The organism is Kitasatospora phosalacinea (assembly GCF_000716545.1).
In the GTDB taxonomy this organism is placed as follows: Bacteria; Actinomycetota; Actinomycetes; order Streptomycetales; family Streptomycetaceae; genus Kitasatospora; species Kitasatospora phosalacinea.
On sequence record NZ_JNWZ01000104.1, the window covers coordinates 1 to 13,399 of the forward strand.

The window sequence follows — 13,399 nt, forward strand, 5'->3', positions numbered from 1 at the left end:
CCGCGGCATCCCGATCACCGACGTCGCGGAGTGGATGGGCCACCGCAGCATCGAGATCACCTTCAAGACCTACCGGCACCTCATGCCCGGCTCGATCGGTCGGGCTGCCGAGATCCTCGACCTCGGCCTCGCGGCCTGAAACGGCGGGGGTCCTGGCCGCCCTGCGTGAGTGGCGGTCAGGACCCCCGCCGGTCACCCGGAGAGGCGCTGCTGCTTGATCCAGGCATTCACCTCGGACACCTTGAACTGGATCTTGGCGTTCCGGCCTCGCCCGAACCTGTAGGGGACCAGGCCCACGTCTGTCGCTTCCCGGTACAGCCAGGACAGCGAGACGTTCAGCCCGAATCCACCGGCGTGATTGCGGAGTGATCGTTTCGGGCGCGCGGGGCTGATGCCCGACTGGAGGGTGTGGGGTGCCGGCTGGTCTGCCCAGCTTTTCCACGTCTGTCCTGGTCGGGCCCTCGCGGGCGGTGGTCGGGTGGTCAGCGTGTCGGCGGTGGGTGGGCGGCGTCGAAGAGGTCGGTGAAGTTGTGCCGCCAGGGCCAGCGTGTGGGCAGGTGGAGCGTCAACCGCCGTGCAGTGCGGGCGATTCGGGCCGGGACGTGGACGAGGTGGGCGCGGATCGTGGCGGTGGTGGCCTTCGTGTGGAAGGTCCCGGCGAGTACTCCGGCGGCCCGCAGCAGGTTGTGGGTGATCGCCCACAGGGTCAGCCAGGCGGCGTTGGCCTGGAACGATCCCGAGGGAAGGTGAGCCGGCGCGGAGCCTTTGCCGTCGGCGATGACCTGCTCGATCGTGGCGTGCTGCCAGTGCTGGTGCTCGGCCTGGAGCATCTGGAAGGGGCTGTCGGTGAAGACCGGCTGGTAGCGCCAGGCGGTGAACAACTCGCCCTGCTCGGCGGCGACTTCGGCATTCAGGCGGCGTACTCGGCGCACGATCAGGCGGGCGGTGACGTGCTCGGCTTTCTTCCGGCTGGTGAACGCGGTGTACTCGATCTCGGCGACCTCGGCGTCGGAGACCAGCTCGCCGGTGTCGGGGTCCACGAACGCGTCCGGGTAGCGGATCGCCTGCCACGCTGTCTCGGGTATGCGGCTGATCGCTGCGGCGACGTGCGGGTTCATCCGGACGGTCAGCGAGAAGCGGGCCCCGGCTCTGCGGCAGGCCGCCACGACGTCGGCGTTGTAGAACTGGCTGTCCGCGCGGACCACGACGGTGCCGGTCGCGCCGGCCTGCCGGGCGGCGGCCAGGGCCTCACCGGTGAACGGGCCGGCGCCCCGGGCGTCGGCGGCCTTGCCCCGCCGCAGCCGCACCGCCGCGATCACCGGCCGGGCCAGCGGTGTCGACAGCGTGGCCAGGATCGGGTGCAGCGTCCGTTGGCCCTTGAGGCGCCCGACCTCGGCGCCCTGCTTGGCGTGGCCGTAGACGCGGCGGTGGGTCGGGTCCACGTCGACGAACGCCACCTGGTCCGCGCCGGGCAGCAGCGGCGTGGATGCCGCGAGCCGGGCGCGGAACTCCCGATGCACGGCGTGAAGTTGGCGGTTGTGTCCGTGCGTGAACGCGCGCAGGAACGTCCCCAGGGTCGAAGGGGCCCGCACGCCGCCGAACAGCCTGTTCATCGCGCCGTGCCGGAGACGGTCGGTGTCGTCGATCGAGTCCGCCCCGGCGCACATCGCCGCGGCCAGGCTCATCGCCTTGGCGGCCGGGTTCGCCCCGGAACTGTTGGCCGGGCCGTCGATCCGGACCCGGTCGGCGACCAAGCCGGGCAGGCCGAGCCGCTCGGCCAGGTGGACCAGCGGGACGAGCCCGGCATCAGCGACCAGGTTCGGCTCGTCGAACACGGCGGAGACGGCCGCGGGGCCGTGAGAGGATTGCACTTAAGAGATGCCTTGCTGATCGTGCGTGATGGAGCGTAGAGAACTCACATCATCGCAGGTCACAAGGCATCTCTTCGTTCGGGCGTCGCTCCACCGTGCAGATCACCCGGTGGATCCGGGCTCAGTGAGACTGCGGTCAGAATCGGCAGATATTCCGTGGTGAGCAGGCTCAAGGTGGGCGGTGAGTGTCCGGAACGTGTGGGCGTAGGGCTGTCTCTGCCTGTCGAACTGCCTTTCAACTGCCTGGTCTGTGAACGGTCCGGCTGGGAGGTTGGTGTCGCGAAGAGCGACAGCCGGCGGCATCGACCGCTGATGGCTTCCTCGTCCGGCCTCACAGGGGATCCCTCGGGATCTGCGGGGCAGCATAGGTCCTAGACGCCCGGTCGCGAAGCGGAGCGCCGGGAGTGGGCCGACACACTACAGCGCCGGTTCGAGCCGGTTCGTCCGGGAAGGAAGCGTCAGCGCCGTGGAGTCTTTCGCGCCGTCCATCGTGGGCCGCGAACTGGAACAGTCGGTCCTCTCTTCGTTCGTCGCCTCGGCTGAGGGCAGGGTCCTCGTGCTCAGCGGCGAGACGGGAGTGGGCAAAAGCGCCCTGCTCGAATCCGCTGCTGGGCAGGCGGGGAGCGCGGGGTACCGGGTCGTCAGAGCGGTCGGTGTCGAAGCGGAGTCGCAGCTGCCTTTCGCCGGGCTGCACCAACTGCTCTACCCGCTGCTCCCATACGCCGAGCGCCTGGAGGGGGCGCACCGGACCGCCTTCGACGTGGTCTTCGGGCAGAGCGGGGAGGAGGCTCCGTCCGTCATGGCGCTGGGGACCGCGGTCCTCGACCTGATCGTTGTTGCGGCCTCGTCGGCACGCCTGTTGCTGATACTCGACGACGGTCAGTGGTTCGACCCGGACAGTGCCGAGATCTGCGGGTTCGTTGGCCGCCGCCTTGCCAGCACCGCAGTGAAGCTCCTCGTCGCGTTGCGTCCCGAGAGGGTCTCTGGCTTCGACCCAGCGGACCTTCCCGAACTGCCGGTGCTGCCTCTGTCAGGGCACGCTGCGGAGCAGCTGATCGACGCGCACCACCCCCACCTGGGCCCGGTGATGCGCCGACGGGTCCTCGGCGAGGCCCAAGGCAATCCGCTTGCTCTCCTGGAGCTGCCCTCCTACCTCGTCGGAGGTGCCGGCAGTTGGGCTGAGGGGGCCCCCGGCTGTGACGTCGTTCCCCTCCCTGACCGTTTCCGGCAGGTCTACGGGGCGCGTCTGGCATTCCTGACGCCGATGCTGCGGGCGGAACTGCTGCGCGGGGCGTTGGACGGTGTCGAGGCTGGAGCCGGGCCCGGCCGTGTCCGCGCCGCGCGCTACCGCATGAGGGATGTCGGTGTGGCCGTGGCGGCAGGCTTGTTGGATCTGGACCCGCTTACGGGCGAGCCCGTCTTCCGGCATCCGCTCGTACGGTCGGCGGTCGTGTGGGCGGCAAGTCCCGACGAACGGCGCTCTGCCCACGCGGCCTTGGCACGGGTGCACCAGGACGACGTCGAGCGGCGAGCCGTTCACTTGGCCGCCGCTGCCGTGGGGCCGGACGAAGAAACCGCCGCCGCGCTGGAGCGGGCCGCCGCTTCGGCGACCCGGCGCGGCGGCGCGGGGGCGGCGGTGACCTGGCTGACCCGTGCGGCAGAACTGAGCGGGGCCGTCGAAGACCGCTCCCGCAGGCTTGGGGATGCGGCGTTCGTCGCCGGACACGCCGGTCTGCTCGGTCAGGCACAACGTCTTATCGACATCGACCGGGTGCCGAGCGGAGCCGGGTCGACGGCCGCTGTCTTGGTGGCTGCCTACACCGCGCTGTACGAGGACGGCGATGTGCACTCGTCCCACCGCCAAGTGGCGGCGGCCATTGAACGGCTTCGTGACAGCGGTACCGCGTGGCCGGGCGAGGAACTGATTCGGCTGGTCAACCTCCTGTTGGCCATCAGCCAGTACGCCGGCGGCGAAGCGTGGGGGCGCACCCACCCATTGCTGGACTCCCTGGGCTCCCTGCTGCCCGTGAAGTCGCGGATCTACCAGGACGCCTGGAGCGACGTAGTGCGCCGAGGAACCGGGGTCCACGAGCGCATCGCACGGGCAAGCGCCGCGCACTCGGACCTGGATCCGTGGGACATCACCCGGCTCGGCGTCGCCGCCTACCACGTCGACGCGCTCAACCAGTACCGCTCCCAACTTCCGCGCAGAGCGGAGCGGGAGCTGCGCTCAGGGGCCGCCGCAAACGGCATGACCATGCTGCACCTGGTCATGCTCGATCAGACGGCTTCGGGGCAGTGGGAGGCGGCCGAGGGAACCGGCCAGCGCGTGCTGGACCTCGCGACGGCTCACGGACACCATCTCTTCGCCTACCAGAGCCGCGCCTACCTAGCTCTCCTTGCGGCACTGCGCGGCGACCTGGGCCGTGCCCGCGAACTGCAGGCGGTCGTCGACCAGTGGGCCCGTACCCGCGGGATCGGCTTCCTCACCCAGATCACCGGCACGGTGGGAACCACCGCCGCTCTGAGCGAGGGGGACTACGAGGCCGCCTACCGCTGCGCGGTCGGTATCACCCGGCCCGGCACATTCGAACCCGGCGCGCACCAAGCCTCCCGAACGCTGCTCGACCTCGTCGAAGCCGCCCTGCACACCGGCCGGGCCCGGCAGGCCCGTGAACACGCCCTGGCTGCGCAGACGGCAGGCCTGCCGGACGTCTCACCCCGCCTGGCCCTGACCACCTTCGGCGTGCTGGCCATGACGGCCGAGGACGACGACGAGGCTGCCAAGATGTTCCATCGTGCCGAGGCCCATCCCGGTGCCGCCGACTTCCCCTTCGAACTGGCGCGCATCCGTCTCGCCCACGGTGCCAGGCTGCGCCGCAGTCGCAGGCCCAAGGCGGCACGACCGCTTCTGGGGCAGGCCGTCGAAGCCTTCGAACGGCTCGGCGCCGCGGCATGGGTCGAACGGGCGCTCTCTGAACTGCGTGCCTGCGGAGTGCCCGCTCAGCAATCCGCCATAGACCTGGGGGCGCTGACCTGGCAGGAACACCGGATCGCCGACCTCGCCGCCAGCGGTCTGACCAACAAGGAGATCGGGGAACGGGTGAAGCTTTCCCCCCGTACCGTCAGTTCCCATCTCTACAGGGCGTTCCCCAAGCTGGGGGTCTCCTCCCGCGCGGCGCTGCGTGACGCGCTCAGTGGGATCTCGGCAGGCGCCGAGGCTTAGCCGGCCTGTTGTCGTGCTGGTGGCGCGGGGCATCAGGCAGGGAGCAGGTCCTCGTGCTCCGGGGCCCTGGACACCGGACTGATCCGGAGCGTTGCCGCGTGCGCGCCCGTGCCGGTGAGGAGCGCGGCTACGGCTCCGTACTTGGCACGGTAGGCGGCGTCGATCGCCACGGTCCGCCGATGGTGCCCGCTCTCCAAGAGAACCTCGCGGTCCATGGCTCCCACCCGCACCCGGCCGCAGCCGAACTCCCGGGCCGCCCGGTACCACTGGGACGTTGTGCCCCGCCAGGCACGGACGAGGAGAGCCCCTTGCACGACGACCATGCCGACCTCGACACCGGGGTAGCCGTCGCTCCCGGCGCTCAGGACGAGCGAGCGGGCGTCTTCGAACAGGGACAGTTCTGCGGGTGTCCAGTCAGCGTTCACGGGCAGACCTCCGGAACTCGGTTGGGGTGGGAACTGGTTGCCGTTCACGAGGAGAGGACGCGCAGGGCCTCGTTCGAGGAGCAACCGGACTCCGGGGCAGGGACCGTACAGACGCAGGACGCGGTGCTGCCGCTTCCCGTGGGCCGCCGCGCGCCTGGACGGCATCGACTACGGATCGGACGGGTGGGCCCCTCCCGCCGTGAGGACGGGGCCGTGCCGGAGGGGCGCCCGTGACCGCCCCTCCGCGGTCCTGTTCAGAAGCGGTCGACGTCCACCACTGCCTGGGCGAACGCCGTGGGCGCCTCCTGCGGCAGGTTGTGGCCGATGCCGGGCAGCGACCGGTGTTCGTACGCGCCGGTGAACATGGCGCGGTAGGCGGAGCCATCGCCGGGAGCGGTGAACGGGTCCAGCAGGGGGTCGAGGGTGATGGTCGGTACGCCGATGGCCGGCTTCAGGGCCAGCCGGTCCTCGTAGCGGTCGTAGCGGCGCTCCCCCTCGGCCAGGCTGAGCCGCCAGCGGTAGTTGTGGATCACGACCGCGGCGTAGTCGGGGTTGTCGAAGGCGGCCTCGGTGCGCGCGAAGGTGGCCTCGTCGAAGTTCCAGGTCGGGGAGACCGTCTGCCAGACGAACCGGGTCAGGTCGCGCCGGAGGTCCTCGCGCTCCATGGCCTTCCTGCCGCGCTCGGTGGCGAAGTAGTACTGGTACCACCAGGTGTGCTCGCTCGCCGGTGCGATCGGTTCCAGCTGTGCCTGGCGGTTGGTGATGAGGTAACCGCTCACCGACACCAGGGCCTTGACCCGCTCGGGCCACAGGGCGGCCAGGATGTCCCCGGTCCGCGAGCCCCAGTCGAAGCCGGCCACGACCGCCCGGTCGATCCGGAGTGTGTCCATCAGCGCGATGATGTCCAGCGCGATAGCCGACTGCTGGCCGTTGCGGAAGGTCCGGGGCGACAGGAAACGCGTGGTTCCGTGTCCGCGCAGGTAGGGAACGATCACGCGGTAGCCCAGGTCGGCGAGGAGCGGGGCCACGTCGACGTAGCTGTGGATGTCGTAGGGCCAGCCGTGCAGGCAGAGGACCACCGGTCCGTGGGCGGGCCCCAGTTCGGCGTAGCCGACGTCGAGCAGCCCGGCCTGGACCTGCTTCAGGAGCGGGAAGACGGTGTGGGTACCGGGGGTGAGGGTGGGCACGACCGGGGCGTTGCCGGTCCGGCCCGAGGTGGGCGCGGCGGCGGAAGTGCCCTGCAGACCGGTCAGTGAGACGGCGGCCGCTCCGGCGCCCAGCCCCAGGGCCTTGGTGAAACCACGCCTGTCGATCATGTGATGCCTTTCGAGAGAAGCGAATGCGCCCCGCTCGGGGCGGGGAGCGCCGGAACGTGCTCAGGTGCGCGGAGCGGTGGCGGCCGACGGCTCGCCCCGTGTGCCCGGGTACCGACGGCGAGATCGGTGCACCTGCCCGGCACCTGCACTCTGCCGCGTCCTGCGGCTTGGGAACATCAGTCACATGACGGTCAGCACGGGACGACGGGCAGGCTTTCGGGATCTTCCGCATGCTGTTCGGCACAGCTGCCAGGGCCGCGTCGCAGCAGCCCGCAGTGGGGCCGAAGGTCGTTCGGCCGGCTTCCGATCTGCCCGTGCGATGCGCCGGTGTCCCGGTCCAGATCGCGGAGATCCTCGGCCCGGGGAGCGGAGCAGTGATCGATTGCTAGCTTTTCGGTCGTGACCAACGACAGGAACAGGTTCGGTAGGCTGCTGCGCGAGGCCCGCCAGCGGCGGCAGTTCACTCTGGAGGGCCTCGCGCAGGCATCCGGGGTGAGCGTGCGGGCGATCAGCGACATGGAGCGGGGCAGGAGCCTGCCGCGCCCCGCCACGCTCAGCGAGCTGATGGACGTCCTGGAACTGGAGGAGGACGCCCGCGGCCACCTCGTGCAGGCCTCGCTGCGGCACACCGTGCAGGTCCCGCAGCAGCTCCCGCCCGACCTGGCGGCCTTCCGCGGTCGCGAGGCCGAACTCGCCGTCGTCCTCGACCACACCGACCGCGCCTTCGCCCGGGGCGGCCATGTGGTGATCTCGGCGATCGGCGGCATGGCCGGGGTCGGCAAGACCGCTCTGGCCGTGCACTGGGCGCACCGGGTGGCCGACCGCTTCCCGGACGGCCAGCTGTACGTGAATCTGCGCGGTTTCGAGGACTCGCGCGACCCCTTGGATCCCGCGGACGCGCTGGGAGGCTTCCTGCGCGCACTCGGTGTGGCCGGCAAGGAGATCCCGCCGGGCGCCGAGGAGCGCGGGGCGCTGTTCCGGGAGCGGGCCTCGGGCCGGAAGATGATCGTCGTCCTCGACAACGCCAGGAGCTCGGAACAGGTACGGCCCCTCCTGCCGGCGTCCCCGGGGTGTCTGACGATCGTCACCTCGCGCAACCGGCTCGCCGCCCTGGCGGCCACCGAGGGGGCGGCCCTCGTCGGTCTGGACGTGTGGACGCAGGCCGAGGCGCTGGCCGCGCTGGCCGCCAGGCTCGGGGACGGACGGTGTGGGGCCGAGCCGTCGGCCGCGGCCGAACTGGTCCAGTTGTGCGGCTGCCTGCCGCTGGCGGTCGCCGTCATGGCCGCCCGGCTCAGCGCGAGCCCTGGCATGACGCTGAGTTCGGCGGTACGCGAGTTGCGCCGCACCTACCCGCGCCTGGATGCGTTCTGCGCCGACGACCGGCGAGCCGATGTCCGCGGCATCTTCGCCCTCTCCTACCGGGCGCTCCAGCCGGACACGGCACGCTTCTTCCGCCACCTGGCCGTCCACCCAGGACCGGCGGTCTCCGCCGAAGCCGCGGCCTCCGTGGCAGGCGTGCGGATGCCCGCAGCCCGGCGCCACCTGCGTGACCTCACCGGGGCGGGCCTCCTCTCCCAGGACTCCCGGGGGTGCTACATCCTGCACGACCTCCTGCGTGCCTACGGGTCCGAACTCCTCGACGAGGAGAACGACGACCGCCTCTCCGCTCAGACCCGACTGCTCGACTACCTCTGCCACAACGCCCGCGCAGCCAAGCGGCTCCTGCCCCACTCCACGGACATACCGATCGGTGATCCGGTTCCGGGAGCCGTGCACGTGGCCCTCGACAGCCACGAGGAGGCGCTCGACTGGTACGAGCAGGAAGAACCCACCTTGGCGCTCGTCCAGCGTTCCTGTACGGGACCTGCCTTGCTGCGCCGCCGCCTGGACCTCGCGCTGCAATGGGCGGCCTACAACGAGGTGGAGGGGCGCTGGAGCCAGGAGATCGAAGCCTCACGCGCCGCCCTTGCGGCCGCCCTCGAACTCGACGACCCCCTCGCCGTCAACAGAAGCGGTCACCATCTCGTGCGTGCCCTCATCGAGACCGGACGCCTGGAGGAGGTCGAAGAACCCTTTGCTCATATCCTTCGGTACCTGGACCGGCTGCCTGCCGAATACCGGGCGCGTGCCGAACGGGATGTCAGCTGGGTGTACCTCTACCTCGAACGCCCAGACCAGGGCCTGCGGCACGCGATGAACGCCCTGGCGACCGCCCGTAGCCTCGGCCAGCACGGCGAGGCCGCACGCGCCCTCGCCGACGCGGGCTGGCGCCTCGTTCAACTCGGTCGGCACCAAGAAGCAGTCGCCCGGTGCGAGGAGGCGCTCCTCCTCCTGCGCAAGGTCGGGGACCGACGCTACGAAGCCGCGACCCACAGCACCGTCGCCTACGCCCAGCAGTCCCTGGGCCACCTCGAGGAGGCCATCGCCGGCCACCGTCAGGCGGTGCGCATCTTCGAAGAACTGCACGACCGCTACAACCAGGCGGAAGCCCTGGACAACCTTGCCGCCGTCCAGTTGGAACTTGGTGCCAGCGAGGACGCCCGAACGAGCTGGGACCGGGCTGCAGAACTGTTCACCCAGCTCCGCGTCGCACGTGCCGCAGACTTCCGCGCCAAGGCGGATGCCGTCCCGGATAGCCGCTGATCACACGAGAACGGCATTCGACAAGGCCCGCTGGTGCCGAAAGGGAAAGCCGCGGGCGGCGAGGTCGCGGCCGGGCGGGTGCGGAGACTGTGGTCTCCGGGCCCGCCCGGCCTTGTCATGGTGGCGCGTTCACTTCACCGGATGTCAGAACTGCCGGGACTGCTTCCACCAGACTCCGCCGTTCCCACTGGTGGCGAGGAGGTAGACCGTCGCGGCGTACGCCACCAGGACGGGGCCGTACCGGCCGATGAACCCGTTGACCTCGGCGCTCCAGTACCCGTACCAGCCCCCGTTGGCGTAGATCGAGGCCAGTTGGATTCGCTGGCTCCCCTGCTGGCGAATAGCCACCTGCCCCCTGCCGTTGTTCGTCATCGCGACGGCCGGCTGGGTATCCGTCAGCACTCCCGACAGAAGATCCCAGCCCCACCAGCTCCCGGAACCGTAGGTCTGGCGGATGATGTTCACCTGGTTGTCCGTGCCTCGCCACGCCAGCACGATGATCTGGGCTTCTGGCTCGTAGGAAAGGGCAGGCGAGGAGTCGCTCGTCGCGTTGGGAATCGCCACCGGCAGATCCCAGAAGTCGTTTCCGGCGCTGTAGAAGACACCGTAGATGTTGTCGCTGTCCTGCCCGCGGTAGGCCAGGAGCATCCCACGGCTGGGCAGGGAAGTCACCGAGACCGACCTGTTGTTGGGCGTGCGCACGTCTCTGGGCACCTGGTACCAGAGGCTAGGCGCGACCAGGTTGCTGCTGACGGTGACGTTCGAGTAGAAGACGTACCCGTTCGTCCCGGTGTGGAACACGCGGAACACCGAGGAACTGCCGCTTGTGCGGTCGAATGCCACCACCGGGGTGACGTACGTCGAGGCGTTGGGCAGTTGGACGGGCCTGCCGTGGTTGACGGCCATGTAGACGTTGTTGTCGGTCCAGCCGTGCCAGACCTGTACCAGAGTGTTGAGGTTGGGGTCGCGGGCCTCGGACATGTCGCCGTCCGAGTAGACCTGCACGTTGTTCTCGATCTCCTGGGTCCAGCCGTTGCTTTCGCCGGGCTCCGCAGCGAAAGCCGCGTTGTTCGAGAAGAAGAGGACGGACACAGCCGCGATGAACGCGACCGTGAGCAGCCGCCACCGCTGCGCGAGGAGATGCACGGTCCTGCCTTTCGTCAAGTAGTGGTCAAAGTTCGTTGTGCAGTGGAGACGGCGGCCCGGAATATCCCGAGCACCGCTGGGGGAAGGGCCACTCGTGTCGGCGAGTGCGGATTGACTGCCGCGGGACGGCAGCCGCACCGGACTTCATGCGGCGCTGCCCACGAGGTGGTCGGTGAAGTAGTCAGTGAGCTTGTCGACGGCGGGGTCGATGTACTCGCGCTTGTCGTAGAGGTCGACGTGGCTGGCGCCCTCGATCCAGTGGATTTCCTTGGGGCCGGTTGCTCGCTGGTGGGCCTCGACGGCCATCCAGGCCGTGACGGCACGCTCGCCGATGATCTGGAGGATGGGGCGGGGACCGATCAGGGGAACCGCGAAGAAGGCGTCGTGGAAGGCCATCCGGTCGATGCTCTCCCAGGCGAGGAACTTCGCCGACCGCTCGTGCTCGCCGCGCGGGGTGCAGTAGTACTCGAAGCCCTCGATGCCGTGCTGCCCTCCCAGCGCACCGGCCTGTTCGGCGGTCTCGGGGAACATCGTCATGGCCCCCGGGTCTTCACCGCGGGCCGCGGCCGAGCGGGCCCGGGCAGCGGCCGCCAGCAAGGACCGGAAGACCGCCGGATCCTGGGTCCCGTCGGCGCCGAGGCGGAACTGGCGGGCGGGTTCGGCGGTGCTCACGGTGGCGACGGCCCTGACCCGGTGGTCGCCGCCCGCAGCGGCCAGGCTGTAGCCGCCGGACGCGCAGATGCCCAGCAGGCCGACGCGCCCGGGATCGACCTCCGCACGGGTGGTGAGGTAGGAAACGGCGGCCTTGAAGTCCTCCACCCGCTGGGAAGGGTCCTCCAGCCCGCGCGGCAGACCGCCCGACTCCCCCTGATAGGCGGCGTCGAAGGCCAGGGCGACGAATCCGCGGTCGGCCATCAGCTGTGCGTAAGTACCCGAGGTCTGCTCCTTCACCCCGGTGCCCGGATGACCGACCACCAATGCCGGGTACCCGCCGTGGGCTGGGGCATCAGGGACATACAGATGTCCCGCGATTGTGATGCCGGCACTGTCGAATGTGACTTCGGTCCTTGCCATGAGCAGAATCTCCTCGCATTTTCCCGGCCGTTCCACGGTGCGGGCGTTTCTTTCAGGGGCGACAAAGGGGCCCGACCAATCGCTTGACCGGCACCTTCGGCTCAACTGTTGTTCACGACTGCGGCGCAGGGCTTCAGTCATCCGACTGCAGGCCTGCCACGGACCAAGTCGGCGAACGCGCGGATGATCGCGGGCCGCTCCAACGCCCGGGTGCCGCGCAGGCCCAGGGCCATGGAGACGAGTCGGCGCTGGCCGCCTCCGAACATGGTCGGGTCTCCTACCCATGTGGGTGCGAACCCGATCGCGTAGTAGGCCCCGGGGAGGCAATGCGATCATGGGGGGTGGCGCGGGGGCGCATTCCTGGAGGACCAGCGTCCATGCCCCGCCCCACCCGGGCTCAGCGCGCCGCCATCGCCCAGCGGCGGGCGGACGCCGTCGAACTGCGCCTGGCCGGCGCCGACCCGCTGACCGTCGGCCGGAAGCTCGCCGCCGAATCCTCTCGAAGGAGGGCGGCTTGTTCGCGGCCGGTGTCGGCGGCGGCCTCACGGGCAAGGGCGCGAACCTGGCCGTGGTGGACGACCCGATCAAGGACGACGCCGACGCCCAATCGCCCACGATGCGACGCAGATTGTGGGAGTGGTGGCAGGCCGTCCTCCTCACCCGCGTCGAGCCGGGCGGGTCCGTGGTCGTCATCCAGACCCGCTGGCACGAAGACGACCTCGCCGGGCGGATTCTCGCCGGCGAGACCGCCTCCGACTGGACGATCATCGACCTGCCCGCCATCGCGGACAGCGAGGATGACGCGCTCGGCCGGAAGGTCGGCGAACCGCTGTGGCCCGCCCGGTACGGGCGCAAGGCCCTGGCGGCGATCCGGCGCGCCGTCGGCGAGCGGGTGTGGTGGAGCCTGTTCCAGCAGAAGCCCCGCCCCGTCGAGGGCGGGGTGTGGCAGCGGGCCTGGATCGACAAGCACCGGCTCACCCCGGTCGAGTTCGCCTCCATCGAGCTGGCCCGGGTCGTCGTCGCCGTCGACCCGTCCGGCGGCGACTCCACCGTCAACGACGAGACCGGCATCGTCGGCCTCGGCGCCGACTACGACGACCACCTGTACGTGCTCGCCGACAAGTCCGGCACCCTCGGCGCGAACGACTGGGGCCTCACCGCGTGCCGGCTCGCCCTGTCACTGCGCGCGGACGCCATGGTGGTCGAGGCCAACTACGGCGGCAACATGGCCAAGTCCGTCGTCTCCCAGGCATGGGACCAGCTCGCCCGCGACGGGCAGACCCGCGGCCAGCTGATGCCGATGATCGTCGAAGTCAACGCGAAGGTCGGCAAGCGGCTGCGGGCCGAGCCCGTGGCACAGCTCTACGACCAGGGCCGCGTCCACCACGTCGGCCACTTCGCCGAGCTGGAAGGGCAGATGGTGACCTGGGTGGCCGGCATGAACAGCCCCGACCGGATGGACGCCGCAGTCCACGGCCTCACCGAACTAGCGGGCGGCGGCCAGGCCGACACCCTCGGGCAGGGCATGGACGACGGCCGCCTACGAGGCCGCCGGTAGGAGGAGCTCCTGTTCGGTGCTGCCTCCTCGCCGTCCTACTAAGAAGCCATCTCATTTGGTGATTCTGCGATGGCAGATGAGGGTGGCGGCGATGGTGGCGAAGGCTGCGAAGTGGGTGCCCTTGCGTTCGTAGCGGCGGT

9 protein-coding genes and 2 pseudogenes are annotated in these 13,399 nt (G+C 70.1%); 4 read left to right on the forward strand and 7 right to left on the reverse strand.

Annotation, left to right across the window (positions count from 1 at the left end; all coding sequences use genetic code 11):
* Positions 1 to 139 (forward strand): annotated as a pseudogene (locus tag OO48_RS40415) (tyrosine-type recombinase/integrase); the annotation flags it as partial.
* Between the two features lie 343 nt (positions 140 to 482).
* On the opposite strand, the gene OO48_RS32580 reads toward OO48_RS40415, so the two are convergent.
* Positions 483 to 1,871 (reverse strand): IS1380 family transposase, encoded by a 1,389-nt coding sequence (locus OO48_RS32580; RefSeq protein WP_033222939.1) that lies wholly within the window; start codon positions 1,869 to 1,871, stop codon positions 483 to 485.
* Between the two features lie 466 nt (positions 1,872 to 2,337).
* On the opposite strand from OO48_RS32580, the gene OO48_RS32585 reads away from it, so the two are divergent.
* Positions 2,338 to 5,097: a helix-turn-helix transcriptional regulator gene (locus OO48_RS32585; RefSeq protein ID WP_033222941.1), complete on the forward strand. Its 2,760-nt coding sequence runs from the start codon at positions 2,338 to 2,340 to the stop codon at positions 5,095 to 5,097.
* Positions 5,098 to 5,129: 32 nt separating this feature from the next.
* On the opposite strand, the gene OO48_RS32590 is transcribed toward OO48_RS32585, so the two are convergent.
* Together OO48_RS32590 and OO48_RS32595 are read right to left on the reverse strand one after the other, a co-directional pair.
* A complete protein-coding gene (locus OO48_RS32590) occupies positions 5,130 to 5,522 on the reverse strand; it encodes a DUF2255 family protein (protein WP_033222943.1) in 393 nt (130 codons plus the stop codon).
* A 254-nt stretch (positions 5,523 to 5,776) separates the two neighbouring features.
* On the reverse strand, positions 5,777 to 6,838 hold the full coding sequence (locus OO48_RS32595; RefSeq protein WP_033222945.1) for an alpha/beta fold hydrolase: 1,062 nt from the start codon (positions 6,836 to 6,838) through the stop codon (positions 5,777 to 5,779).
* A 399-nt stretch (positions 6,839 to 7,237) separates the two neighbouring features.
* Here OO48_RS32595 and OO48_RS32600 point away from each other — a divergent pair, with 399 nt between their 5' ends.
* Complete coding sequence (locus tag OO48_RS32600; protein ID WP_033222947.1) at positions 7,238 to 9,481, forward strand: tetratricopeptide repeat protein; 2,244 nt, start codon at positions 7,238 to 7,240, stop codon at positions 9,479 to 9,481.
* A 144-nt stretch (positions 9,482 to 9,625) separates the two neighbouring features.
* Here the strand turns inward: OO48_RS32600 and OO48_RS32605 are convergent, their stop codons facing one another.
* The 3 genes from OO48_RS32605 to OO48_RS40875 all read right to left on the reverse strand — a co-directional run bounded on the left by OO48_RS32605 (position 9,626) and on the right by OO48_RS40875 (position 11,967).
* A complete protein-coding gene (locus tag OO48_RS32605) occupies positions 9,626 to 10,627 on the reverse strand; it encodes a PLL family lectin (protein ID WP_033222949.1) in 1,002 nt (333 codons plus the stop codon).
* Between the two features lie 144 nt (positions 10,628 to 10,771).
* Positions 10,772 to 11,701 carry an alpha/beta hydrolase gene (locus OO48_RS32610; protein WP_033222951.1) on the reverse strand — a complete coding sequence of 310 codons (930 nt, stop codon included), beginning with the start codon at positions 11,699 to 11,701 and terminating at the stop codon, positions 10,772 to 10,774.
* 137 nt (positions 11,702 to 11,838) lie between these two features.
* Positions 11,839 to 11,967, reverse strand: coding sequence for a hypothetical protein (locus tag OO48_RS40875; protein WP_280842449.1), 129 nt, complete (start codon positions 11,965 to 11,967; stop codon positions 11,839 to 11,841).
* A 248-nt stretch (positions 11,968 to 12,215) separates the two neighbouring features.
* On the opposite strand from OO48_RS40875, the gene OO48_RS32615 reads away from it, so the two are divergent.
* Positions 12,216 to 13,259, forward strand: a complete 1,044-nt coding sequence (locus OO48_RS32615; RefSeq protein WP_051733316.1) for a terminase large subunit domain-containing protein — start codon at positions 12,216 to 12,218, stop codon at positions 13,257 to 13,259.
* A gap of 51 nt (positions 13,260 to 13,310) precedes the next feature.
* Here OO48_RS32615 and OO48_RS37870 read toward each other — a convergent pair.
* A pseudogene (locus OO48_RS37870) lies at positions 13,311 to 13,399 on the reverse strand (IS5/IS1182 family transposase); the annotation flags it as partial.

What these genes read in the sequence shown, in the direction of transcription:
- OO48_RS32610 (WP_033222951.1), bottom strand. Translation starts at nt 11,701, where the DNA reads ATGGCAAGGACCGAAGTCACATTCGACAGTGCCGGCATCACAATCGCG.
- OO48_RS40875 (WP_280842449.1), bottom strand. Translation starts at nt 11,967, where the DNA reads ATGTTCGGAGGCGGCCAGCGCCGACTCGTCTCCATGGCCCTGGGCCTG.
- OO48_RS32595 (WP_033222945.1), bottom strand. Translation starts at nt 6,838, where the DNA reads ATGATCGACAGGCGTGGTTTCACCAAGGCCCTGGGGCTGGGCGCCGGA.